14 protein-coding genes and 7 pseudogenes are annotated in these 24996 nt (G+C 45.1%); 11 read left to right on the plus strand and 10 right to left on the minus strand.

The window, feature by feature from the left end; all coding sequences use genetic code 11:
• Positions 1 to 125: 125 nt before the first annotated feature.
• On the minus strand, positions 126 to 1214 hold the full coding sequence (gene leuB, locus AC0L66_RS03425; protein WP_265676231.1) for a 3-isopropylmalate dehydrogenase: 1089 nt from the start codon (positions 1212 to 1214) through the stop codon (positions 126 to 128).
• Positions 1215 to 1272: 58 nt separating this feature from the next.
• Positions 1273 to 2822 (minus strand): annotated as a pseudogene (gene leuA, locus AC0L66_RS03430) (2-isopropylmalate synthase).
• Between the two features lie 400 nt (positions 2823 to 3222).
• On the opposite strand from leuA, the gene AC0L66_RS03435 reads away from it, so the two are divergent.
• The 7 genes and pseudogenes from AC0L66_RS03435 to AC0L66_RS03465 all read left to right on the plus strand — a co-directional run bounded on the left by AC0L66_RS03435 (position 3223) and on the right by AC0L66_RS03465 (position 13617).
• Complete coding sequence (locus tag AC0L66_RS03435; RefSeq protein ID WP_473568387.1) at positions 3223 to 3876, plus strand: TetR/AcrR family transcriptional regulator; 654 nt, start codon at positions 3223 to 3225, stop codon at positions 3874 to 3876.
• Between the two features lie 17 nt (positions 3877 to 3893).
• Positions 3894 to 5207: pseudogene (locus AC0L66_RS03440) on the plus strand (efflux RND transporter periplasmic adaptor subunit).
• Positions 5204 to 8305: an efflux RND transporter permease subunit gene (locus tag AC0L66_RS03445; RefSeq protein WP_473568389.1), complete on the plus strand. Its 3102-nt coding sequence runs from the start codon at positions 5204 to 5206 to the stop codon at positions 8303 to 8305. The pseudogene AC0L66_RS03440 and the gene AC0L66_RS03445 overlap by 4 nt, the downstream one beginning before the upstream one ends.
• A 162-nt stretch (positions 8306 to 8467) precedes the next feature.
• Positions 8468 to 9047 (plus strand): annotated as a pseudogene (locus tag AC0L66_RS03450) (phosphatase PAP2 family protein).
• Positions 9048 to 9057: 10 nt separating this feature from the next.
• The gene (locus AC0L66_RS03455) at positions 9058 to 10101 is read left to right on the plus strand and encodes an MJ1255/VC2487 family glycosyltransferase (protein WP_473568391.1); all 1044 of its coding nucleotides are present in this window, start codon (positions 9058 to 9060) and stop codon (positions 10099 to 10101) included.
• A gap of 548 nt (positions 10102 to 10649) precedes the next feature.
• A complete protein-coding gene (gene leuO, locus AC0L66_RS03460; protein ID WP_473568393.1) occupies positions 10650 to 11609 on the plus strand; it encodes a transcriptional regulator LeuO in 960 nt (319 codons plus the stop codon).
• A gap of 175 nt (positions 11610 to 11784) precedes the next feature.
• Complete coding sequence (locus AC0L66_RS03465) at positions 11785 to 13617, plus strand: AMP-dependent synthetase/ligase (protein WP_265676222.1); 1833 nt, start codon at positions 11785 to 11787, stop codon at positions 13615 to 13617.
• 152 nt (positions 13618 to 13769) lie between these two features.
• Here AC0L66_RS03465 and AC0L66_RS03470 read toward each other — a convergent pair.
• A pseudogene (locus tag AC0L66_RS03470) lies at positions 13770 to 15061 on the minus strand (peptidoglycan DD-metalloendopeptidase family protein).
• A 129-nt stretch (positions 15062 to 15190) separates the two neighbouring features.
• Here AC0L66_RS03470 and tyrS point away from each other — a divergent pair.
• A pseudogene (tyrS, locus tag AC0L66_RS03475) lies at positions 15191 to 16379 on the plus strand (tyrosine--tRNA ligase).
• A 162-nt stretch (positions 16380 to 16541) separates the two neighbouring features.
• Here tyrS and grcA read toward each other — a convergent pair.
• Complete coding sequence (gene grcA, locus AC0L66_RS03480; RefSeq protein WP_250617491.1) at positions 16542 to 16919, minus strand: autonomous glycyl radical cofactor GrcA; 378 nt, start codon at positions 16917 to 16919, stop codon at positions 16542 to 16544.
• 369 nt (positions 16920 to 17288) lie between these two features.
• Here grcA and nfo point away from each other — a divergent pair, with 369 nt between their 5' ends.
• The 3 genes from nfo to AC0L66_RS03495 all read left to right on the plus strand — a co-directional run bounded on the left by nfo (position 17289) and on the right by AC0L66_RS03495 (position 19815).
• Positions 17289 to 18140 (plus strand): deoxyribonuclease IV, encoded by an 852-nt coding sequence (gene nfo / locus AC0L66_RS03485; protein WP_265676443.1) that lies wholly within the window; start codon positions 17289 to 17291, stop codon positions 18138 to 18140.
• Positions 18141 to 18491: 351 nt separating this feature from the next.
• Positions 18492 to 19178: a uracil-DNA glycosylase gene (ung, locus tag AC0L66_RS03490; RefSeq protein ID WP_265676442.1), complete on the plus strand. Its 687-nt coding sequence runs from the start codon at positions 18492 to 18494 to the stop codon at positions 19176 to 19178.
• Between the two features lie 85 nt (positions 19179 to 19263).
• Positions 19264 to 19815: a hemerythrin domain-containing protein gene (locus AC0L66_RS03495; protein WP_265676439.1), complete on the plus strand. Its 552-nt coding sequence runs from the start codon at positions 19264 to 19266 to the stop codon at positions 19813 to 19815.
• Positions 19816 to 19875: 60 nt separating this feature from the next.
• On the opposite strand, the gene AC0L66_RS03500 is transcribed toward AC0L66_RS03495, so the two are convergent.
• From AC0L66_RS03500 to AC0L66_RS03525, 6 genes and pseudogenes are all read right to left on the minus strand, one after another.
• Positions 19876 to 21063 carry a hypothetical protein gene (locus AC0L66_RS03500; RefSeq protein WP_473568395.1) on the minus strand — a complete coding sequence of 396 codons (1188 nt, stop codon included), beginning with the start codon at positions 21061 to 21063 and terminating at the stop codon, positions 19876 to 19878.
• Complete coding sequence (locus AC0L66_RS03505; protein ID WP_428754563.1) at positions 21060 to 21686, minus strand: energy transducer TonB; 627 nt, start codon at positions 21684 to 21686, stop codon at positions 21060 to 21062. Before AC0L66_RS03505 ends, AC0L66_RS03500 begins: the two co-directional genes overlap by 4 nt.
• Positions 21686 to 22090 carry an ExbD/TolR family protein gene (locus tag AC0L66_RS03510; protein WP_265676434.1) on the minus strand — a complete coding sequence of 135 codons (405 nt, stop codon included), beginning with the start codon at positions 22088 to 22090 and terminating at the stop codon, positions 21686 to 21688. Before AC0L66_RS03510 ends, AC0L66_RS03505 begins: the two co-directional genes overlap by 1 nt.
• Positions 22087 to 22683: pseudogene (locus AC0L66_RS03515) on the minus strand (MotA/TolQ/ExbB proton channel family protein). Before AC0L66_RS03515 ends, AC0L66_RS03510 begins: the two are co-directional and overlap by 4 nt.
• Positions 22673 to 24017 (minus strand): annotated as a pseudogene (locus tag AC0L66_RS03520) (MotA/TolQ/ExbB proton channel family protein). Before AC0L66_RS03520 ends, AC0L66_RS03515 begins: the two co-directional pseudogenes overlap by 11 nt.
• Positions 24017 to 24784, minus strand: a complete 768-nt coding sequence (locus AC0L66_RS03525) for a DUF3450 domain-containing protein (protein ID WP_473568397.1) — start codon at positions 24782 to 24784, stop codon at positions 24017 to 24019. The pseudogene AC0L66_RS03520 and the gene AC0L66_RS03525 overlap by 1 nt, the downstream one beginning before the upstream one ends.
• Positions 24785 to 24996: the final 212 nt, after the last annotated feature.

Below are 24996 nucleotides of genomic sequence, written 5' to 3' on the forward strand. Positions count from 1 at the left end.
CTGCGCGAACTCTTTCATCACGCAAGCAGAATATTCTTATTATGATGTCGCGATGACATGATTTGCCATCGCGCAATTGCGAACCATTATTGGTGGCAACCTAATTGGCTATTAGCTATTAGCTATTAGCTATTAGCGATATAGCTAGCAATTTTATCGCCCATCTCTGATGTGCTCAGTGCAGGCTTATCACCAGATAGATCAGCAGTAAGCTCGCCAGCAGACAGTGCCTTACTGACTGCAGATTCAATATCTTGAGCCGCGGCTTCTTCACCTAAGCTGTAGCGAAGCATCAGTGCAGCCGAAAGGATTTGTGCGACTGGGTTAGCAATGTTCTTACCCGCGATATCTGGCGCAGAGCCGCCTGCAGGTTCATATAAGCCAAACTGACTTTCATTTAGACTTGCTGATGGCAACATGCCCATTGAACCGGTAATCATCGCGCATTCATCAGAGATGATGTCGCCGAAGATGTTTGAACACAGCATAATATCGAACTGAGATGGGTCTTTAATAAGCTGCATCGTCGCGTTATCGATGTACATGTGGTTAAGCGTAACGTCTGGGTAGTCTTTTGCCACTTCCTCAACGACTTCGCGCCACAAGATAGAGCTTTGTAATACGTTCGCTTTATCGATGGAATACACGTTTTTATTGCGCAAGCGAGCCGACTCAAAGGCAATTTTAGCAATGCGTTCGATTTCGTAGCGGTGATACACTTCGGTATCAAATGCTTTTTCTGTTGGCCCTTCACCTTCACGGCCTTTTGGTTGCCCAAAATAGATGCCGCCAGTCAATTCGCGTACCACAACAATGTCAAAGCCTTTGGCTGAGATGTCAGCACGCAGCGGTGAGAAATCTTCTAAGCCACTGTGAATTTGTGCTGGACGCAAGTTACAAAATAATTGGAAGTGCTTACGTAAAGGAAGCAGGGCACCGCGCTCTGGTTGATCATTCGGTGCTAGGTGTTCCCATTTAGGGCCACCGACGGAACCAAATAGAATCGCATTTGAGTCCTCACAACCTTTGACCGTGCTTTCTGGAAGCGGGCAACCATGGTTATCAATGGCAATACCGCCCACATCAAATTCTTCGCAATCAAATGTGATGCCATGTTTAGTTTCAATTGCATCCAATACTTTGTGTGCTTGAGCCATTACTTCTGGGCCAATGCCGTCGCCTGGTAATACTGCAATTTTGTATGTGCCTGCCATGGTGTCCTGTTCCTTACTTGTTGTATTTGCGTTAATTTTTAATGTTTTTGATAAAAACTTAAACCGTCTCTACTTTCTTCTGTTTTATTTCTTCTACTTGATTGGCTCGGTGAATGCTGTTGATCACGTGCAGTAGTGCTTGACCGGAGGCTTCGACAATGTCGGTTGAAACAGCCGGTTCCGTGGTATTTACGTCCTTTGTAGTTGGCAATAATATCGGCTTGCCCTAAACCATCCTCGCCTTCACCTTTTGCAGTCAAATCAAACTTATCTAGAACAATGTCGTAACCCGTTACACGGTAAATACATTGGTAAAGCGCGTCAACCGGACCGTTGCCTACCGCCGCTTCGCAACGCTCTTCATCGCCACATTGAATTTTGATGCTGGTGGTCGCCATGATGCTACCAGACTGAACACTCAAGTAGTTAAGCTTATAGAAGTCGTCTTCTTCACGAAGATTTGAGAAATGCATCAAGGCTTCTAGGTCGTAGTCAAAGACTTGCCCTTTGCGATCCGCCAGTTTCAAAAAATCTTCATACAATGCATCTAGGTTATATTCAGCTTCGTTGTAACCCATTGAATCCATGTGGCTCTTCACAGCTGCTCGACCACTACGACTGGTTAGGTTTAAGGCCTTGTTTTTAAGACCGATGGACTCAGGCGTCATGATTTCGTAAGTATTTTTATTTTTGATCATGCCATCTTGGTGGATACCGGAAGAGTGGCTAAATGCATTGGCACCAACAATCGCTTTGTTATCTTGAATCGGCATATTACAAAGCTGGCTAACCAATTTACTTGTGCGGTGCAACTCTTGATGATTGATACTAGGTTTGCACGCCCAACAACTCTTGGCGAGTTTTGATGATCATGGCGATTTCTTCTAGTGAACAGTTACCAGCGCGCTCACCAATGCCGTTAATGGTCCCTTCAATTTGACGTGCGCCCGCTTGGACAGCTGCAATTGAGTTAGCAACCGACATGCCTAAGTCATCGTGGCAATGCACAGAAATGATGGCTTTGTCGATGTTAGGGACTCGGTTAAACAAGGTTTGGATAATGCCGCCAAATTCATTGGGCACGGTGTAGCCGACCGTGTCCGGAATGTTGATGGTTTTTGCGCCAGCGTTGATTGCCGCTTCAACCATGCGACACAGGTTGTCAATAGGCGTTCGTCCAGCATCTTCACAAGAAAATTCCACATCGTCAGTATAGTTACGGGCATGTTTTACCGCTTTTACTGCCATTTCGACCACATCATCGTAACTGCGGCGAAGTTTGTCTTGTACGTGGACTGTCGAGGTTGAAATAAACGTGTGGATACGGAATGCATCGGCAACTTTTAGCGCTTCAGCTGCCGCATCAATGTCTTTTGCGACTGCGCGAGACAAGGCACAAACTCGGCTGTTTTTGATGTTCTTCGCAATGGCCTGTACAGACTCAAAATCACCTGGCGATGAAATTGGGAAGCCAGCCTCGATAACATCCACACCTAGGCGTTCGAGAGCGAAAGCAATTTGCAGTTTCTCTTTTACTGTCAAACTGGCTGAAAGAGCTTGCTCGCCGTCACGCAACGTGGTGTCAAAGATAATTACCTGGTCATTCATATTTGCTTCCTCTTTGTACAGGTTAATCGTTTACGTCCTGTTCGATTGATATAAAAAAGCCCGCATCTCGATGCGGGCTTTAAGAAAATTCTTAGTGGTGTTTTTCAGACACTGGCTACCCGCGCGTTTTGGTCACGATAAGGAGGAGGCTCAGCAGGAGAGAAAAACGTAATGTCATTGTTATACATTCCACGAAATTTGGTTAACAAATTAGTACCGCACTCACACTTCAGCGTCAAGTGTTTCCGCTATTTTTTGTGGTTATCGGATGAGTCAGACTGAAATGAGGCAAATTCATCACTATTTAATCAATTGATTAAATAGTGATGAATTTAAATACTCTCAATATGTTAATCAATTGTTCTATAATTAATCGCTTGATTAATAAAAGAGATAAGAGATGCAAGAAAACGATGTGGCGATAAAAAGAAAGGTTGGACGACCGAGTAAGCAAACCGACACCAGAGAAAAGCTGTTAAGTCATGCTCGAGATTTGTTTGTCGTCATGCCTTATGACAAAGTTTCCACTCGTTTAATCGCCCAACGAGCTGGCGTTAATATTGCGATGATTCGTTACTACTTTGGTAATAAAGAGGGGCTGTTTGAGTCGATGATTCGGGAAACAATTCAGCCGATGAAGCAGCAAATGGAAACCACTTTTGCCTCAGATGATCACAAAAATATCTTTGAGTTTATGCGAATCTACTATCACGAAATGAATAAAGTACCGCAGTTCCCAAGGTTGATTTCTCAAGTCATGCATATGCCGCCATCGGCCACGCAGCGACGCCTGTTTGAAAAAGTCTTTAGCGATATTGGTCGACCTGATCACGACTTAATCTTTGGTAAATTACAAGCGGCGGGTTACTTACGAGATGGCGTGGATCCTAAGTTGTGTAAGGTCTCCTTTATTGCCCTCATGGTTTTCCCGTTCCTTGCGCCTCCTGCGATGTTGCAACTGCATGGTATTGAGTTAACGGAAACGTTCCTCGATGAGTTACTCGATCACAACATCCAACTTCTTACGCGTGGCTTGCTGCGTACTAATTATTAAAAATCAGAATGTTAACGATGAAGCCTATGAATAAGAAATTACTGTTTTTTCCTGCGTTTGCAGTGGGAGTGGTGGTGTTGATTGCCGCGATTAATTTAAGACCAGATATTCCAACAAAACCTGCTAGGTGATCGTGCCAGAGTGGTGGATATTGTTACTATGCAGCCACAACTTTCTTCCCCTTTTGCTGTGGGTTTTGGTCGTGTGACGCCAAAACTGGAATGGAAGGCCATATCAGAAGTATCGGGTGAAGTGGTGTACAAGCACCCAGCGTTAGAAAAGGGCAATATCGTTGCAGCAGGAACGGAAGTACTGCGTATCGACCCGCTCGATTACCAACTTAGATTATCGCAGGCTATTGCCGATGTGAAATCCAGCCAGACGCAACTTGCGCGTATTGATCAAGAAGAAATCAACTTAAAACAAACACTAACCATCGAGCTTAATCGCCTGACGTTAACAAAAAACGAGTATCAACGACGAGTTGACCTTAATAAGCGAGGCCTTAGCTCGCAGTCGGATGTGGATACCCAGAAGCAAAACATGCTGTCACAGCAAAAATTGGTGCAAGAGCTACAAAACCAATTGGCATTATTACCGGATGAAAGAGAGGTGGCGCTTGCGGTGGTCAATGTGAATAACGCAAAAGAGCAAGAAGCGCAGCGCCTGCTTGCCAAAACGCGTATTTATTTACCCCAGACATTGCGGATTTCGGAAGTGGATGCCGAGGTCAATCAAGTGGTGAATCAGCAGCAAGCCATGGTCACCGCACACGGTACTGACATGATGGAAGTGGAAGCTCAGTTATCCATACACGATCTTCAATTGATCGCCAATACCTTTAATGGCAATGAACAAAACCCGTTACAAAACCCGTTACAAAGCCTAAATGCGGTCATTGAATTAAGTAGTGGCAACCTGTTATCCACATGGCCTGCAAAAGTCGTGCGCGTGAGTGAAACGGTGGATCCTAACCAAGCAACGGCAGGGGTGATCCTTGAGATCCCACAAACTACTACAGGAAATGGTTTGTCTGATACTCCGCTGTTGGTCAATGGAATGTTTGTTAAAGCCATCATTGAAGGTAAGCCGCAGCAAGCGTGGCTGATCCCAGAGCGTGCGTTGCACGGCGATAAAGTGTACCTGATGGATGATGAGCAGCGTCTTACTATCATGCCAGTTACGGTAGTGTATCGACGTGACAACCAAGTTTCAGTGGCAGGGGCTTTTCAAGGGGGAGAGAAACTGATCCTGAATGACTTATTGCTTAAGCGATTGAAGGCATGTTGCTGAGAGATTCGAGCATGAAACAGGGGGAACCTGACTCATGATTCGTTTTTTCGCAAAACATCCCACCGCTGCCAACTTGTTGATGTTGGCGCTGGTAATACTGGGTCTATCTTCACTCTCGACGATTAAACGTGAGACGTTTCCCGAGTTCAGTCCTCCTTACATCATGGCGGCGATCACCTATCCCGGCGCGTCACCTCAAGAGGTGGAAGAGAGTCTATGCATTCGTATGGAAGATGCCGTTGATGGCTTAGCAAACATTGAAGAGACCAAATGTGAAGCAATTGAAGGCTCCGCCCGCTTGACGTTAAAGCTATCTGAGAGAGCGGATATCGGTCGTATGCTGGTGGACGTTCAGACTCAGATTAATTCTATCAATGATTTTCCCGATGAGATCGAGTCTCCAATTGTCCAAGAACTGGATTGGAATGAGCCCGTGGTCGATATTGCGATTACCGCGGATATAGGATGGCCCGAACTCAAAGCTTACGCCGAGCAACTCAAGAGAACATTGAAACTCGATTACGGCGTGTCATTGGTTGAGGTCAGTGGCTTTTCTGATCATCAATATCGTGTTGAACTCAATACCCAGGTAATGCGACAACTAGGGCTGAGCGTGAATGATATTGCCGCTAAAATTGGCAAACAGAACGTGAAGCTACCCAGTGGTAATGTAGAGACCATCGACAAAAATTTTCTTATTCGTTTTGATGAACGTCGAGTGTCGCCGCAAGAGCTTGCCTCGTTAGTGATTGGTTCCAGCTCTTCTGGTGCGTTAATTCGTCTTAACGACGTGGCCACGATTACCGACAGGTTTGAGTTGGATGAGCAGAAAGTGTTGTTCAATGACAAGCCTTCGGCAGTGCTTAAAATTAGTAAAAACAAGGAAGACGATGCCCTGCGAATTAAAGACAATGTGGTGCAATTTGTTGAGGACCAACGCGCTATAGCACCGGAAGGCGTGACGCTAGAAATGACCAACGATCTCTCATCTGTGTTGTGGGATCGTTTGACCATGATGGTGAAAAATGGCTGGCAAGGGATTGTCTTAGTCTTTGCCACCATGTGGTTATTCTTTAGTTTCCGTTACTCATTTTGGGTGGCGGCAGGTTTGCCCGTTGCGTTTTTAGGTGGGTTGTTCTTAATGGCGAGCCTTGGATTATCCATCAACATTATGTCGTTAGTCGGGCTATTGATGGCGATAGGGATCATGATGGATGACGCCATCGTAATTGCAGAGTCGATTGCCTCGCATCTTGACCGAGGGCAAAAAATTGATGACGCGGTCATTAATGGCGTTAAGAAAGTGCTACCAGGTGTGATCTCCTCATTTTTAACCACCGTGTGTATTTTTGGCAGCTTACTGTTCCTTGATGGCGAAATGGGCGCGGTATTGAAGGCGGTGCCACAGGTACTGATTTTGGTGTTGTCGTTGAGCCTCATCGAAGCATTTTTGATTTTGCCGAGCCACCTATCTCACTCGTTACATAAACAGAAAAAAGAAAAACCGCCGATTAAATTTAAGCGTGTTTTACTCGAGCGCTTTGAGAACTTTAGAAATACGACACTAGTTAATGCGGTCGATCGGGTCGTATCGCAGCGGTATGCCTTTATGGGGGGAGTGCTGTCACTGCTCTTGGTTTCTATTGCGTTAATTGCTGGTGGTGCGGTGAAGTTTGTCCCATTCCCTGAATTAGATGGCGATACTGCGGAAGTTCGTATTATTTTGCCACCTGGCGCGTCGCTCGCGCAAACGGAACGAGTGGTTGATCGCGTGGTTGCTTCCGCTAAAAAGCTCAACCTGGTATGGAGTGAAAATAATGAAGGAGGGCGAACGTTAGTTCAACAGATCACCAGCCAGTTTAACACCAATCAAGATGCAAACGAGTCGGGGCCTCATCTTGCGACGGTTCGGCTTGACCTTCTTGGTGCGGAAGAACGAAATACGCTGATTGACGATTTTGTCGATGCGTGGCGGGATGATGTCGGCGAGCTGGCCGATCCTATCTCGTTGGTATTTAAACAACCTACGATGGGACCGGGTGGTCGAGCGATTGAAATTCGCATTAAGCATGACAACCTTGAGCAGCTTAAAGCGGCGTCCATTGATATTCAGCAGTATCTCAATGAATTCGATGGTGTGCATGGTGTTCTCGATGACATGCGATTGGGTAAAGAAGAAATTCTGGTTAAGTTACGTCCGGGAGCAGAGACATACGGGGTAGATGGTCAGCTCATTGCTAATCAATTACGAGCGGCTTTCTTTGGTCAAACGGCCGATGAGATCCAGCTTGGTGTTGAGAACATCAAAATCGAGGTGAAACTCAATAAGCACGATATCGCCGATGTTCAGCAATTGGCTAATTTCCCGATCATTCTCCCTGATGGCGCGCAATTGCCGTTAGGTGCCATCGCCACCATGGATTTTCAGCGTAATTATGTCAGGATCCAGCGAATTGATGGGCTGCGAACCATTAGCGTATTTGGCGACACCGATAACAGTAAAGTCAGCTCATCTGACATTATCCGTCAATTCCAGAATGAGGAGGTCCCGATCCTTAAGCAAGCTTACCCTGGACTTCGTTTTGATTTTGAAGGTTCAGCAAAAGATACCGCTAAAACGGGCTCCTCGATGGGCAAAGGGTTCTTGCTCGGACTGTTTGGTGTATTTTGTATTTTAAGCTACCAGTTCCGCAGTTACTTAGAACCCTTTGTGGTTATGTTGGCCATTCCACTCGCATTCATTGGCGTGGTGTGGGGGCACTTATTGCTTGGGCACTCATTAAGCATGCCAAGCATCATGGGCTTTGTGTCATTAGCGGGGATTGTGGTGAATGATTCTATTTTGCTAGTGCAATACATTCGTCATCATGTCGATGAGGGGGAGTCGGTTCACGAGTCTGTAGTGAAAGCCAGTCGGGAGCGGTTTAGAGCGGTGTTCCTAACCTCGATGACAACCGCTGCTGGGTTACTGCCACTGCTGATGGAAACCAGTTTGCAGGCTCAGGTTATCCAGCCGTTAGTGATCTCGATTGTGTTTGGTATTTTCGCTTCCACGTTACTGGTGTTGTTCATGATTCCATCCGCTTACGCCATATTAGCGGACTGGGGATTGGTGCATAAACACGAAGACATTTAACCGTTAGTCGCGCTACTTCCTTGATAGCGTGCTAAGTAAAATGAGTGAGGTAAGCTCTTACCTCACTCACCTTCATCATATCTCCAACAATTCGTCACCTAACTGTCATGCAACCTGACTATTTTTTGATCATACGAGATTATCTATGACAAGGAGTAGGTCATGCGTACTATTGAACCGATTGCTCGTTTCGATTTAGCGTTTTCATTGTTTTGTTTGGATCACCGTTTTAATGCTCAAGTCGCGCGACTGGTAGCGGTTAATTTCTAGAAGTGGTGATGGTCCCCTGTATGCTTGTTTAGCTGCCTTCGTTTGGTTTTTTGATGAGCGTGTCGGCGAGGCATTTTTGGCGGTGGCCTTACTCGCTTTTGCTATTGAACTCCCTATCTATTGGGTGGCAAAAAACAGTTTTAAACGTCGCCGTCCCCAAGAACTCTGTCAGTTTGTTCAGCCTTTCATTACCCCCTCCGACCGTTACAGTTTGCCGTCAGGGCATACCGCGGCTGCGTTTTTAATGGCAACCGTTATTGGTCATTTCTATCCAGACTGGTTCTTTGTGTGCCTTGTGTGGGCCACCTTGATTGGGGTGTCGCGTGTGCTGCTCGGGGTGCATTTTTTAACGGATGTTGTAATAGGTGCGGTGCTTGGTGCGTTGTGTGCCATGTTGGCGCTGAACTGGGTGTTTTCGAACTATATAACGTCAAAATCGGTCGTATTGGATTACGTCGAACTACTGGCTTAAGGGGATGTGCGTGAAGATTCTATATGGAGTTCAAGGAACCGGGAATGGTCATATCGCTAGAGCGAGAGCCATGAGTGAAGCACTACGATCTCATGATGTCGAGGTTGATTTTTTATTCTCTGGTCGTGACAAAGATAAGTACTTTTCAATGGAGCAATTTGGGCAATACCAAACTCGGCGCGGATTTAGCTTCGTAACGAAAAATGGCAAAGTTGACTATCTGCAAACGGCGACGGATAACAACATACTCCATTTCATGCAAGAAACGCGATCACTGGATGTCAGCCATTATGATTTAGTGGTGAACGATTTTGAGCCGATTTCGGCTTGGGCAGCGAAGCGCCAAAAAGTGCCGACGGTGAGTATCAGTCATCAAAATGCTTTTCGCTTCGACGTACCTCAAAAAGGCTCAAGTTGGTTGGACAGCCAAATTATCCAACATTTTGCACCCTCGGATCACCAACTAGGATTGCATTGGTATCACTTTGATCAGCCTATTTTGCCACCGATTGTGCATACTCAATCGCATGAGGTGACGTCAGAAGAGATGGTTCTGGTTTATCTGCCGTTTGAAAGTCTCGATGTCATCATTGATCTTTTGGTTCGCTTTGTTAATCAGCCATTTGTTTGTTATCACCCTGATGTCGTTGAAATCGCAACCATTGAGAATTTGACGATGAAGCCCTTGAGTCATCAGACTTTTCAAGTCGACTTACATCGATGTAATGGTGTCATCGCAAATGGCGGTTTTGAATTGCCTTCTGAAGCATTGAGCTTAGGTAAGAAGTTATTGGTAAAGCCTTTAGAAGGGCAGTTTGAACAACAAAGTAATGCTGCAACATTAGAAAGCCTTGGGTTAGCTCATAGTATGGATACATTAAACGCGTCTATGGTTAGGGATTGGTTAGATGAGCAACAAGCGGAGCGCGTGGTTTATCCTGATGTGGCGAGCGAGATAGCTCATTGGTTAATGTCAGGTGAGTGGCATTGCAGCCAATCTTTGCGCCAACGCCTATGGGAGAAAGTGGATTTCCCAAGTTATGTGTCGATGTGAGTACGATTCTTATGGATACGTTTACTTGATATTCCGAAATTCAAATACGTCTTACCGGATAAAGACATAAACGGCAGGAAAAAGCGACGATAAGTCGCTTTTTTTCGTATGGGAGGATAGCGGGTTATCTTTATTTTGAATGATTGGTCTTGCTATCATTTGTCTGACCTATGTGTTTTTGTTGTAGTTCGGGTGGTGACCTATAAGATATAGCGATGAAGGGGCTCTATCATTAAATTGCACTCATATAGCGTTCGTTTATCATTTTAGAGGTTCTTTGCAACAAAAGTTATCAAAAATATAATTTATCTTTTTTTATAATACATGTAAGCTATTGTTGTTTATGGTTATTGTATTGTTGTCGGTAAAATATGATGATTCTTTATCAATCTAGTTGGTGTTGAAGTTATTATTAGTGGATAGTTTGCTTCGTCCTCGAACTATGCAGAGGATTAATAGAACATTGTAGGGTACAGAAATGGACAACATACGTTTCTGCTTAATCCTTACCCACATATTCGAGATTGAAATTTAACGAGGCTTACTAAATGTTAGACAAAAAAGATGCTATGAGCGCAATCGCTAGCTACCGCATGGAAAGCACATTACGTGGCGTAGATCTAAACCTATTAACCGTATTTGACGCAGTAATGCAGGAACAAAACATTACTCGTGCAGCGCACAACTTAGGAATGTCACAACCAGCAGTTAGTAACGCCGTTGCGCGTCTAAAAGTGATGTTCAATGACGAGTTGTTTATGCGCCAAGGTCGCGGTATTCAGCCGACTCAACGCGCTCGTCAGTTGTTTGGCCCTGTTCGTCAAGCATTACAATTGATTCGCAATGAACTACCAAGCTCAATCTTTACACCAGAGACATCAACCCGTCTGTTTAAGATGGCGATTTGCTCTCCATGCGATATGCGCTTTGCGCCAAAAATCATGCAAAACATTGGTGAGCAGGCGCCTCACGTACAGTTGCATTTAGATGCTGAAGCGGACCGCCAACTGGCTGATCGTATGCGCTACCAAGAAATCGACTTTGTTATCGATTATGCACGCTACGATGCACAAGGTTTCTCGAGCACAGAAATCTTCCAAGATGAGCTAGTGGTCGTGGCGTCGAAAAACCACCCAAGCATTCATAATGCGGTGAGCGTTGCTCAACTAAGTAATGAAAAGCACGCGAAACTGTCAAAAGTACACGGTGTTCGCAGTTTCTCTGAGCATGCTTATAAAGATTTAGAGTGCCAAGCATCTTATGAAGGCACAAGCCTAAGCAACGTCCTATACGTGGTTGGACAATCTGAACTTGTGACAATCGCACCACGCTGGATGGTAGAAAACGCGGTCAACAAAGATCAATTACAAGTCATTGCCTTGCCATTTGATAATGCGATGATTAGCGGCTACCTAAGCTGGCATGAGTCGAGTGAAAAAGATAAAGGTCACATTTGGTTGCGTGATCAACTGATGATGATTTGCGGTGAAGTTGTCGCACTAGCGTAATTCACACCCAATGAGAATAAGCCCTTGATATTAGCTTTGAAGCCTAGTATCAGGGGCTTTTTCGTTACATTATTTATTGATAACTTTGATTTGAGTCTGTTGCCTTTTTTACCATCATAGGTACACTTGTTCGCTGAAAAAGCTTACATGTGTACGCTTAAAGGTAAGATAGAACATGGCTAATTTAGAATTCCATATTGTAAAAAAGATTCGCGACAGGATCACGCAAGGTGGCGACAAGATCGCCTTAAAACACAAGATTAACAATGTGTGGCAAGGGATAAGTTGGAAAGAGTTTGGCGCTAGTATTGACGCGCTGTCTCTCGCTTTGCTGAATAAAGGAATCCAACCTCAAGATAAGATCGGTATTATTGCCAATAATATGCCGAAATGGACAATCGCTGACTTCGCCTCGCTCCAACTGCGGGCGGTGACGGTACCCATTTACCCAACAAATACCCCAGCTCAAACGAGTTATATTCTTCAAAATGCTGACGTACGCATTCTATTTGTTGGCGAGCAAGAGCAGTTTGACGCTGCACTTTCTATTTATGAAGAGTGTCCACAATTAGAGTGGATTGTCGCGATGAGCGACGACATCGAGATCACAGATGACTCCTATGTCACACGTTGGGATGACTTTATCGCCACGCCAAGTGTTCAACCAGAGCACCTTGAACAAACGCTGCAAGAGCGAATTGAACAGGCTAATTTTGATGATCTTTTGACGCTTATCTACACATCAGGAACAACGGGACAGCCAAAAGGCGTCATGTTGGACTACCAAAACATTGGCGCTCAGTTAAAAGGGCATGATGAACGTTTGAGCTTATCAGAAGACGATGTGTCGCTGTGTTTTTTACCGTTATCTCATGTATTTGAGCGCGCTTGGACCTTCTATGTTTTATACAAAGGGGGAACCAACTGTTACCTGCAAGACACAATGCAAGTCAGGGATGCGTTAGGTGAAATTCGTCCAACCGTGATGAGCGCCGTTCCACGCTTTTATGAGAAGATTTTCTCAGCTATCCATGAGCGAGTCTCTAAGGCCCCTGTGCATCGTAAGGTATTGTTTACTTGGGCGGTGAATATGGGGGCCAAAATGGCACAATGTCGCCAAGATAATGTTCAGCCTTCTTTTATGTTAAAAAAGAGCTATGCATTGGCGGATAAAATCGTACTAAATAAGCTACGTGAATTGCTTGGTGGTCAAATAAACTTTATGCCATGCGGTGGTGCAAAGCTTGATGAAACCATCGGACGTTTTTTCCAAGCGATTGGGATTAACGTTAAGCTTGGCTATGGTATGACTGAAACCACGGCAACCGTGTCATGCTGGGATGATACCTGTTATAACCCTGACTCTATTGGTATGCCGATGCCGGGAGCGGAAGTTAAGATTGGCGAAAATAACGAAATCTTAGTTCGTGGTCCTATGGTGATGCGTGGTTATTACAAAATGCCAGAAGAAACGGCGAAAACCTTTGATGCCGATGGATTCTTAAAAACTGGCGATGCTGGTGAGTTTGACGTTAATGGTAACCTGTTTATTACCGACCGAATAAAAGAATTGATGAAAACCTCTAATGGTAAATATATTGCTCCTCAAGCGATTGAAGGCACCATTGGTAAAGATCATTACATTGAACAAATTGCCGTGATTGCTGATACCAGAAAGTTTGTTTCGGCGCTTATCGTGCCTTGTTTTGATACGCTTGAAGAATACGCCAAAGAACTGAACATCAAATACCACGATCGCATTGAGTTGATTAAGCACAATGAAGTGGTTGAGATGTTCGAAAAGCGTGTATTTGAGCTGCAAAAGGGTTTGGCTAAATTTGAACAAGTGAAGAAATTCAAATTGTTGCCACGTGGCTTCTCGATGGATAAAGGTGAATTGACACCAACTCAAAAATTACGTCGTAAAGTGATTAACGATCGCTACCAAGACGAAATTGAAGAGATGTACAACGATCATCCTCATAAGCACGATAAAAAAGACAAGTAATCGGTCGATAACAAAAAAGCCCTCAGAACTCTGTTCTGAGGGCTTTTTTGCTTTTATGGCGTCAGAGTCAGTGCGTGCTAAAAATACGCACGCTGTGCTTTACAGGGAGTGATTCAGTCATGTTCTATATCTAATAGAACCATAGAACCCAATTACGGTTTAGCTAACAGCAACTCGCTGTAACGCTCCATTTTGTTTAGGCGCACTTCTGCATTGGCTAAGAAGGTTTGCTTAGCTTTACCTGCGAGCGATTTTGATTGCGGCAGTTTGACCGTTCTTGCGTTTTTGTGCACGCCGTTGACGAGGAACTCGTAATGCAAGTGAGGTCCGGTAACCCGTCCTGTGCCACCCAATGTACCAATAGTTTGCCCCTGCTTAACCCTTTGTCCTGTTCTTACTGTACGTTTGGTCAAATGCAGGTACTTAGTGATATAGGTATTACTGTGCTTAATGAAGACGTAATTACCATTAAATTGGTTGTAACTGGATTTTTGTACCACCCCGTCTCCGGCCGCCCAAATAGGCGTTCCCACTGGTGCTGCGTAATCCGTTCCTCTGTGCGCCCTTACTTTTCCGGTGACCGGATGGCGACGAGTGGGGTTAAAATTGGACGTAACGCGACGGAAATCAAGCGGAGAGCGCAAAAAGGCTTTCTTCATGGCGCGACCATTTTCATCATAATAGCTGCCAGTATTGTCATCGAGGATAGCTTTAAACGTATCACCTTGGTTCTTAAATACCGCCGCGATAATTTTACCTCGCCCAATCACTTCACCTTCCACCACTTTCTCTTGATACAGCAACTCAAAATGGTCACCTGAGCGAATGTCTAGAGCGAAGTCGATGTCCCAACCAAATATACTCAAGCAAGCTCCATGATTTGATTGGCGGTTAGTCCTGCCCCTATGCCCGCGTTCCAGAAGTTTGAGGTGATATCCGCTTCAGCATAGTTATATTGGTAATCAATCTCTTTCTTGCTGAGCTCAGAGCGAAAACCATTGTCAGTGCGAGTGATAACAAACGTTTCGTAGTCGCTGATCTTTCGTTTTAGCTGCAGTAACTCATTATTTTCATCAAAGCCAAATATCAGCTTGTCACCTGGTCGAAGCCTGGATAACTGTTTTTCAATGTCTTTGTTGGTATTCACGAGATCGTAAAGCAGTCGAGCGGACAAACCGACCCGTTGAAAAAGAATCGCTGCGCTTTCACCTGAGCGAACAGAATGCTCTTCCCAATTGAGTACAACGGTAGGGACTTGTTCGTTAACAATGCTTAACGCCGACGCTTTGATTTTCAGAGGGTAGTACTTACCTACCTCCAGTTTATTGGGGTCGTCGTGAAGATCGGCGGCGTCGGGCAGAAAGAGTGCCACAACAATTAGCGCCGTAAAAAAAGCGATAAGAGCTCGGTGAAGCCAAGGGAGGCGCTTAAAAACAGATACCATGAGTGATTAATTCAACATTATTTTCTAAATTTCCTGAACCATTTAGTCTAACTGGTTTCAAAAAACATCGCTATTCAAGTAAGATGTCCAACTATTATATTTTTGCCAAATCTGTGGGAGTGAACAAGAATGGCGAACCTAGAAGCAGCATTGGCTGAAATTAAACGTGGTGTTGATGAGCTAATTCCAGAAGAAGAGCTCATTGCAAAGCTTAAAGAGAACCGTCCTCTACGTATTAAGCTAGGTGCCGATCCTACAGCACCGGATATTCACTTGGGACACACTGTTATTTTGAATAAGCTGCGTACGTTCCAAGATTTAGGTCATGACGTGACGTTCCTTATTGGTGATTTTACGGGCATGGTCGGTGATCCGACGGGTAAAAACACAACTCGACCACCACTGACTCGTGAAGATGTGCTTCGTAACGCAGAGACGTATAAAGAGCAAGTATTCAAAATTTTGGACCCAGCGAAAACAAAAATTCAGTTTAACTCTGAATGGCTGTCTGAGCTTGGTGCAGAAGGCATGATTCGTTTAGCGGCAAACCAGACGGTTGCGCGTATGCTTGAGCGTGATGACTTTAAAAAGCGTTACAGCAATGGACAGCCAATCGCGATTCATGAATTTATGTATCCGTTGCTGCAAGGCTATGATTCAGTAGCGATGGAAACGGACGTAGAGTTAGGCGGTACTGATCAAAAGTTCAACCTGCTTATGGGTCGTGAACTGCAAAAAGCACATGGTCAAAAGCCACAGGTTATCTTGACGATGCCACTGCTGGTAGGCTTGGATGGCGAGAAGAAAATGTCTAAGTCGGCTCACAACTACATTGGTGTGAGTGAAGTCCCAACTGAAATGTTTGGCAAAATCATGTCAATTTCAGATGTACTGATGTGGAGCTACTACGAGCTGCTGTCTTTCCGTCCACTAGAAGAGATTGCGCAATTTAAGGCTGACGTTGAAGCGGGCAAGAATCCACGTGATGTTAAAATACTGCTAGCAAAAGAAATTATTGCACGTTTCCACTCACAAGCGGATGCTGATGCGGCTGAGCAAGAGTTCATTAACCGTTTCCAAAAAGGCGCAATGCCGGACGAAATGCCAGAGCTAGAGCTGGAAGCGGGAATTGCGATCAACAACCTGCTAAAAGAAGCTCGGTTTAGTCGGTTCAACCTCAGATGCGATGCGCATGATTCGTCAAGGCGCAGTGAAAATTGATGGTGAAAAAGTAGAAGATACCAAATTAGTCCCTGCTGCAGGGCAAGCGGTTTACCAAGTTGGTAAGCGTAAGTTCGCTCGAGTGACGCTAAAGTAATGTTCTTCTCTTGTTTGTATGTCTAGTCGCTACGGCACTGGCGCGAATAACTAAGACGTAAAAGCCTCCTTTTAAGGAGGCTTTTTTACACCCTCGATTTATTCAGGGCATAAAAAAACAGACGCTGAAGCGTCTGTTTTTTCTATATCTGCGATCTCTAAATTATAGAGACTCAGTAAAGGTACGAGCGATTACGTCACGTTGCTGCTCTACCGTTAGAGAGTTAAAACGCACAGCGTAACCCGATACACGGATCGTTAGCTGAGGGTAGTTCTCTGGGTGTGCAACCGCGTCTTCTAGTGTTTCACGTTTAAGAACGTTGACGTTTAGGTGTTGACCACCTTCAATGCGAGGTGCAGTTTCAATCGCAACTTCACGGCTTTCGTATTCGCCAAGGTCACTGATTGCAATGACTTGGTCTGCTTCAAACCCTGTGTTTGCTGCAACACAGCGAGCTTCGTTCTTTTCACCGTCAAGCAACCAGATTGAATTTAGTAGGTCGTCGTTTGCTGCTTGAGTAATTTGGATACCTTGAATCATCACTATCTCCTGAACCACTTTAAAGCGGTATTGTTGTGGTGTTAATTTTCAAATTTTGTTGAGCTGAGCTATATATACCTAATAATAGGTATTCTAGTATTGATTTAGATCAAATTACAACAAAAAACATTAATCTAAGTAAGGTTATTTTGTTGACCTATATCAATAAACCCTCTTAAACAAAGGCTTTAAAACAATATTTTATACATTAAAATTTATTTTAAGTGTCAAATGTAGTAATAAAACTACATTTTGAGTGATTCATGGCGCTAGGTGACCGAAAAACAAGGGCTTCAATAGTTAAATGTGAAAGTATAAGATCGCTAAATAACAGTTTTAAATATGTGACATAGATCGGGTTGATAAAGTATGAATAAATTTATAGGGGCGCACTTATCGGCGGCTGGTGGAGTAGATAATGTGCCACAGAGGGCGGCGGAAATTGGCGCGAATGCTTTTGCTCTTTTTACCAAAAATCAAAGGCAATGGGCAGCAAAGCCACTAACCGAAGAAACCATTAATAGGTTTAAGCTTGAGTGTCGTAAATATGACTTTCTTCCTGAGCAAATCCTGCCCCATGACTCTTATCTGATTAATTTAGGGGCACCAGAGCAGGATAAGTTGGCAAAGTCTCGAGAAGCGTTTGTCGATGAGATGGCACGTTGTGAGCAGCTAGGTTTAACACTTCTGAATTTCCACCCTGGCAGTCATTTGAAAAAGATAGCTGAAGATGTGTGTTTAGATCGGATTGCGGAATCGATCAATATCGCACATCGGCGCATTCCCAACGTCGTTGCGGTGATTGAAAATACGGCTGGTCAAGGTACTAACTTAGGGTGGCGCTTTGAGCATCTTGCTCACATCATTGATAAAGTTGAAGATAAAAGTCGTGTAGGGGTTTGTATTGATACCTGTCATACCTTTACTGCGGGTTATGATTTACGAACCAAGCAAGCGTGCCACTCAACATTTTCAGAATTTGATAGGGTGGTTGGTATGCACTATTTGCGCGCGATGCACCTTAATGATTCAAAGATAGCCCTGGGAGACCGTGTTGACCGTCACCAGTCCTTAGGTAAAGGTGAGATTGGCTGGGCATGTTTTGAGTATATTATGCAAGATGAGAGATTTGATTCTATCCCATTGATTTTAGAAACGATTGAGCCTGAAATTTGGGCTGATGAAATCCAACAATTGAGACGATTTGCCATTAAAAGATGATTTTTTTGATCACTACATGGATCTTTGGCATCTTTCTTTCATACTTAGTTTCATGCACGTTGCATAAAAGTGTGATTCTGGAAAATGAATCATCAACAATAATAGTGTGAATTTAAGTAGTGTGAATAAGTAGGTGCCATTATGTCTCGAACTGTTGCTTCCCAACCCCATGCCATGCGCGCAAGCCGCTATCCTGTTCCCAATCGCCACGTGACGGGGCAGGGACACTTTCGAACCCCACAGCAAAAAGGTCATTAAAAGTGCCGTTCGAGTCTACTGTTGTTAAATCTGTAGTGATGGTGACTTTTGCAATGATAAACTCCCCAGGGTTTTAAATTCTGGGGAATACGAATGACGACACTTACATGGCGTGATGTTATAGAAAGCCAGCATCAGCAAGCGTACTTCAAGCAGACGTTATCTTTCGTCGCGCAAGAAAGGCTAGCGGGAAAGGTGATTTATCCACCTGAGGAAGACGTGTTTAATGCTTTTGAACTGACCGATCTTGATGCGGTTAAAGTCGTGATATTAGGCCAAGATCCTTATCATGGGCAGGGGCAGGCTCATGGTTTGTGCTTTTCTGTTTTACCTGGTGTGAAAACGCCGCCTTCGCTGGTCAATATCTATAAAGAATTGGCTGAGGATATCTCTGGGTTTGAAATTCCTACGCATGGCTATTTAAAAAGCTGGGCACAACAAGGCGTATTGCTGCTAAATACGGTCTTAACTGTCGAGCAAGGGGCTGCTCATTCTCATTCCAAAGCAGGTTGGGAGGTATTTACCGATCATATTGTGGATACCCTTAACCAACAGTGTGAAGGCGTTGTCTTTCTACTCTGGGGCGCGCATGCTCAGAAAAAAGGTATGATGATTGATCGTGAACGCCATCATGTGCTTACCGCCCCACACCCTTCTCCTCTCTCTGCACGGCGCGGATTTTTTGGCTGCCAGCACTTTTCTCAAACTAATATGCTGCTGAAAAATATGGGTAAAACCGCTATTGATTGGCAGCCTAAGCTTGTTAGTTGCGAAGGCTAATTGTCTGTTTTTCGAGCATAGTCAAAGCACACTTTCTAAATCTCCTATACACTTATTAAGAATAAGGACTTAAGGGAGATAGGCGATGATGATCGAAAGAATAAGGCGCGAGCACGGCTATATGGTTCGTTTGCTCGCGATACTGAATCGTAAGTTGCACCTGCTGGAACGTGAGGAGCCCGTCAATTATTCACTCATCAAAGAGATTGTCGATTATCTGACGGTGCACTCTGAAAAGATACACCACCCGAAAGAAGATATCCTCTATCGTTATTTTATTGAGCACTACGGGCAGCAAGTGACGATTTCAAATCTTGAAATAGAGCACCACGAATTGTCGGATAAAACCCATGATTTTCTCGCGATTGTCGAGATGATTTTACAAGACGCGGTGGTGCCTCATGAGATTTTTTCCACTAAGTTAGCGGAATTCATTCGCAATCAAAAGCAACACCTTGATCTTGAAGAGCAGTCGGTGCTGCCGTTGATTGAGAAAAAGTTTACGACTGCGGATTGGCAAGCAGTAGAAGCGTTGTGGACCGAAGTGGATGACGATCCGGTATTTGGCGACACCATTGCTGATCAGTACAAGCAACTTGCGGATCGGGTGAGACAAAATGAGAATGAGAGCGTGTAATTCACGGTTGAACTCTTATAAAAATGGCACCACGACGGTGCCATTTTTTGTGGTTTTCTGTTAGCGCGTCTTGGTCATTTGGTCTAGATAGTCCAGCCAATCAGAGGTTTGAGAGCTAGGCTTTTCTCTGTGTGCTGCTTGCGCGAGTTTTTTTGCTGCCTCATATTGCTTCAGGCCCACATACGCTCGTATCTGTAAAATCTGTTTTTCTTGCAAGCTTATGCCTGTCACTTTACTCAGTGATATTAAGGCTGCGTCAAACGCGCCTTGCTGAAGTTCAAGTCGCGAAACTTGCTCGTAATATTTTGCATTTAAGCGCGCCGCGGCTTGCCATGAACGCTGAGCGTTGTGCCATTCCCTTGCCATCTGCCAATGTGTCGCTTGTTTGATGATGGTTTCAATATCAGTGTCATTAACTTGCAAGTCAGAATAGAGGTGAGCGGACTTTTCAGGAATGCCTTGTTGGGCATACAATTGTGCCATGCTAACTTGCATCGATTCCGGCATATCAATGCCAGCTCGTTGCGCGGAGACCAGTGTCGCGAGTGCCAGTTTATACTGTTTAGTCTGCATATAGAGGGCACTGAGCTGCTGCCACCACATGGCATTGTTAGGCTGAAGAGCCAGCAGCTTTTGACTGGTGATGATCGCGCTTTTTAAGTGAGACAGTTGCAGCTCGGCACTGAGTTGTAGACTTAGTGGCTGTAGCTTCGGAGTGCTATCTAATTTGTGATACTGCTTAATAGCCGTCAGCAATGGTGTCCATTGTTGTAATAGGTAGTGACTTCGGGCGGTATTGAGCCAGACGTTTGTTATCTGTTCTTTAGGAATATCAAGACTGCCCGCTGATTTCGCTAGAGCGTTAAAGTGGACAAGCGCTTGTTCAGCCTTAGTTTCTGATAATAACAGTTCAGCTAGCATTCGTTCTGTTTGCCAGCCTTGCTCACCAGCAAAGGCGCCAGTATTAACGGCAATTTGTAACTGTTTGATTGCCAGTTCACTTTTCTCGGCTTGCCAGTAATAAATACCGAGCATTCTTGCTACGTAAGCTTGGTCATAGCTAGCGCTTGGCTTGAGTTTCTCTAGTAAGACAATGGCATCGGCAAGTTTGTCTTCTTGCTCCAACGAATAGGCTTTTGAGACCTGCGTTGCGGTGCGCATCCCGAGTTCTTGTTTTGCGATGACCGATGGGGCAAACCAAAGGCTGCAAACCAGTACTAGCCCAATATGCGAGATTAGTTTGTTCATTGGTTTAATTTAAACTCCAATTTAACCGTTTGGCCTACTCGTGGCTGCGCGGTGCCATTGACGACCATCGGCTGATACTTCCACTGTTTGAGAGCCACCATGGCTTCACGCTCAAAGATCCGCTTTGGTTGGGCTTCAACCACTTTAATGTCGGTTGGGCGGCCATTGACGTCAATAGTAAATGACATCACGACGTAACCTTCCATATTTCGTTGAATGGCTCGGCGCGGATAGCGTGGCTCTTTGCGGTGAAGCGGCATGACTTGTTGGTTGCGACCAATATCGGGCACACTTGGTGCGTTCATCGCCACGCCAGCAACTTGTGTTGATATCGCAATATTCGGCAGTTGCGGTGTGCTAGGTGTCTGTACCGACGAGGTCTGTGAACTTTGCTCGACTGCGGCTGCCGCTGGTGGTGTCGCTGGCATTTTGGGAGGTTCAGGAAGCACGCGTGTACGTCGTGCTGTTTCACTTTCCGGTTCAATCATCACTAAGTCATAGCTAAGGCGAGCAGACTCTTCTGGCTTGGATTTAGGACCAATGTCTATCATCCAACTCATAAAGGAAAACAGCGTAAATGCGAAAGCGATAGCAAAAGGAATGCTTAATAGAAAGCGCACCATTATCGGCTCTCCGTTGCCAAAGCAATTTTGGTTACCCCAGCTCCTTTTGCACTGTCCATCACCTGTACGACGGTACCATTGAAGGCATGCTTGTCTGCTTGAATGACCATGGACGCGCTAGGTTGCTCGAGAAGAAGCTTCTCAATAGTGGCTTGTACACGTTCAACGTCGACACGACGTTTATCAATGAACACTTCGTTATTGGCGGTGATCGCGACAAAAATTCCCGCGTCTTTTTGGCTTACCGCGTGGCTGGCCTGCGGGCGGTTCACATCGACGCCAGATTCTCGAACGAAGGAGCTGGTGACAATGAAAAAGATCAGCATAATGAAAACGATATCAAGCATTGAGGTCATGTCGATATTGGCTTCTTCTTGCTGTTTTTTACGGTGGCCAAGTCTCATTGTGTATTTCCTATGCGATTATCTGTGACCGTTTGCAAGTCAGTCGCTTTGCTTTGGTCACTTCTCAGTAATTGTTCTAATTGGAACAAATGCTTATTGCTCCACTTTTGGATACGGGAAAAAGCTAACATTCCTGAAAGTGCAGCGACCATACCATAGCCATGGTTGGAATCGTTGCCATGGAAATGCCAGCCGCCATAAGGCGAGGCTGAGCACTTCCTTGGGCGGCTAAGGTATCAAAGACGGTGATCATGCTAGGTTACGGTTCCCAGCAACCCAAGCATAGGGCACAACGCCAGTAGGCACTTTAGTAAGTTGAGGTGCTGTTTTAATTGGTTTTCAGCGTCGCTAAGTATGGCGTCACGCTGAGCGCGGGCATACCATGAAAAGTGGTCGCTACGTTGAGACCACTTTTGTGTCCAAACACGCTTTTGCTGTGGGAAGTATCGAGAAAAGTAGAGCACGCGTTCAAATGCGACCATCCAAAAAACGATAACAACCGCAGCGAGCCACCAAAGAATAGGCCCGCCTTGATTCATAAATTGGCTCAGATGCTCTGAGCCAGGTAGCCATTGGGCCAAATTATGCAGCATAGCTCGCTCTCTGCTCGGTCGAGTGCACTTCGGCCTGCTCAGCAACAAGGCCAACACTTTGACGCTCTAGAATATTGCGAATTGCGTCAGCTTTTGAACTCAATAAGTTATGGGCTAGCAGCAGTGGCATAGCGGTAATCAAACCGAGGACGGTTGTCACCAGTGCCATGGAGATGCCACCTAGCCATGACACGAGGCTCGGCGTTACCAAACTGTGTGATAACTTGGAACGTTTCAATCATGCCAGTTACCGTACCAAGTAATCCCAGCATTGGCGCGAGTGCGGCAATCAATTTAAGCATACTAAGACCGCGCTCTAGGTGTTGTTGTTCGTCCATTATTGATTCAAGAAGACGTAATTCAAGCGCTTCAACATTCATCTTTTTATCGTGGTTATATACGCTAAGAACGCGACCTAATGGGTTATTTGTTGGGGCTTCAGGTGTTTTTAGCTGCTTGCCAATTTGTTGCTCGATGCGCAGGAGTACCACGGCACGATAAAGCGCAATGACAAGACCAATTAGGAATAGGCCTGCAATGATCTTACCCACGACACCACCGTGCTCAAAACGTTGGGTAAGCGTCGGGTTTTCAGCCAGTTGGTGGTAAATATCGCCACGACTTGGATCGATAATAACGGCGGTCTGTCCAGTGACTATGTTATTAGCGTCCTCATAGCGAGATACATTATCAGGTAGGCGGGGGAAGTCGCTGGCTAGTTGCCCGTCCCAGTTAATCGGCCCTTGTTTAGCAAGTAGAGCGAAGTTACCTAATCGTACGGCGTCAATAGTCGTGACTTCACCTGCGCCTGTTACGAATGGAACCGTGATAGTCGCGTAGGTTCCGCTGCTAATAATTTGAGCGTTAAAAGCTTGCCATAACGTGGTTAGCTCTTGGATGGATGGCAAGGTTTTCGCAGCCACAATCGTGTCGATGTCAGCACGTTGTTGGGTTTGTTCTGTGTTGGCGACAGAGCGGCTCAGTTCGACTTGAAGCTCTTTAGCTGATTGACGGACGACACCAAAAAGCTCACCCAAACTGCCCGTTTGCAGGTGAAGCTGCTTTTGTTGCTCAGCTAAAGTTTTCTCATTGGTTGAAAACTGATCACTGAGCGAAGTAATGGATGCATCCAGTTGTGCTTTGCGTTCGGCAAGTTGCTTTTTCTTAGCTAAAAGCGCTTGCTGCTCTTGCTTAAATTTAGCTTCACGCGATGCGTTATGCTGCTTCTCTTGTTGCTGCGCCGTTTTTGCTTCGCTGGTGAGTGTGCCTGCTGCAAGGGTCAGTGGTGAGAAGCTAACTGTGAATAGGACGATCAATAAAGTTAGGTAACGCATTAGCTCGGATCCTTAGCAAGAGAAACAGGAAGCGTCATTAAGGTTGGTGACGTTTGTTTGTTTGCAATCGCAAACGCTTGGTCGATATAGGATGAGAGCGAAGCTTCAACATTCACCCACGCTTTTTTGTTGTGATCCCATGACCAGTACTGATTTCTGTCTAGGCTGCGAGCGACGAGCGATAGGCGCCCAAGGTAAAGCTGTTCTGCTTCTATGCCACTGCCCACATCGATTCGTGAGCGGTAGCTGCCTAGCTTGATGCCGTAATCCATTTCAATTTGGTAAGCTTCTAAGATACGACGATATTTTTCGGCATCACTGACATCAGCTTGCGGCATCAGAGATTTGAGTTCATCTAAGCGGGCGAGGCGAGCATCGATACGAATCGGCTTGTCTTGCTGAATGTGCTGTTCAAGGCCAGCTAACATCTTGTACATCAGAGGGACAACCCCTTGACGGGTATCGTTGATCTGAACTAATTGTGTTTCGATGCTCGATAGCTCTTGCTGTTGGTTATCCACCACTGATTGTAGGTGACGCTGGTAAACTTCTAAGTTGGAGACTTCTTGTTCCAGTGCGGCGATCTCTGATTTCAGCTCAAACGCTTTATCACTACTTTTGTTGATTCGCTGTTGGCTTTGCGCGCCTTGAGTAATGGTTTGAGCCTCAACATTTCTTGCGTTGTTGAGGTCGTTGGCAAACGTCTGCCCACTGCTAAGGAGCAGAGGGAGGGTGCACAATGCGGCGCGAACGAGCGTTTTGTTCATTTCAAGAGCCTTCTTCTACTAGAAAGTACCAGTTGTTTAATTGAATTCTGATGGCAAACACACTCAATAGGCTTGGTGAGTCTGTCTATTTAATCGCGCTATCAAGCACGGCGCGTTAGAGGTGCTGTACTACCTTTATGCGCTTTTTAAGCGCGCTTATTGTATTGCAACTCCTATAAGAAATACAGTCTAAATGATATTGATATGAGTTA

Source organism: Vibrio sp. GJ43-1, assembly GCF_055808835.1.

Excerpts from the sequence above, each read along its gene's own strand:
- leuB (WP_265676231.1), bottom strand. The coding sequence starts at position 1,214 with ATGGCAGGCACATACAAAATTGCAGTATTACCAGGCGACGGCATTGGC.
- AC0L66_RS03435 (WP_473568387.1), top strand. The coding sequence starts at position 3,223 with ATGCAAGAAAACGATGTGGCGATAAAAAGAAAGGTTGGACGACCGAGT.
- AC0L66_RS03445 (WP_473568389.1), top strand. The coding sequence starts at position 5,204 with ATGATTCGTTTTTTCGCAAAACATCCCACCGCTGCCAACTTGTTGATG.
- leuO (WP_473568393.1), top strand. The coding sequence starts at position 10,650 with ATGTTAGACAAAAAAGATGCTATGAGCGCAATCGCTAGCTACCGCATG.
- AC0L66_RS03465 (WP_265676222.1), top strand. The coding sequence starts at position 11,785 with ATGGCTAATTTAGAATTCCATATTGTAAAAAAGATTCGCGACAGGATC.
- grcA (WP_250617491.1), bottom strand. The coding sequence starts at position 16,919 with ATGATTCAAGGTATCCAAATTACTCAAGCAGCAAACGACGACCTACTA.
- nfo (WP_265676443.1), top strand. The coding sequence starts at position 17,289 with ATGAATAAATTTATAGGGGCGCACTTATCGGCGGCTGGTGGAGTAGAT.
- ung (WP_265676442.1), top strand. The coding sequence starts at position 18,492 with ATGACGACACTTACATGGCGTGATGTTATAGAAAGCCAGCATCAGCAA.
- AC0L66_RS03495 (WP_265676439.1), top strand. The coding sequence starts at position 19,264 with ATGATGATCGAAAGAATAAGGCGCGAGCACGGCTATATGGTTCGTTTG.
- AC0L66_RS03500 (WP_473568395.1), bottom strand. The coding sequence starts at position 21,063 with ATGAACAAACTAATCTCGCATATTGGGCTAGTACTGGTTTGCAGCCTT.
- AC0L66_RS03505 (WP_428754563.1), bottom strand. The coding sequence starts at position 21,686 with ATGGTGCGCTTTCTATTAAGCATTCCTTTTGCTATCGCTTTCGCATTT.
- AC0L66_RS03510 (WP_265676434.1), bottom strand. The coding sequence starts at position 22,090 with ATGAGACTTGGCCACCGTAAAAAACAGCAAGAAGAAGCCAATATCGAC.
- AC0L66_RS03525 (WP_473568397.1), bottom strand. The coding sequence starts at position 24,784 with ATGAACAAAACGCTCGTTCGCGCCGCATTGTGCACCCTCCCTCTGCTC.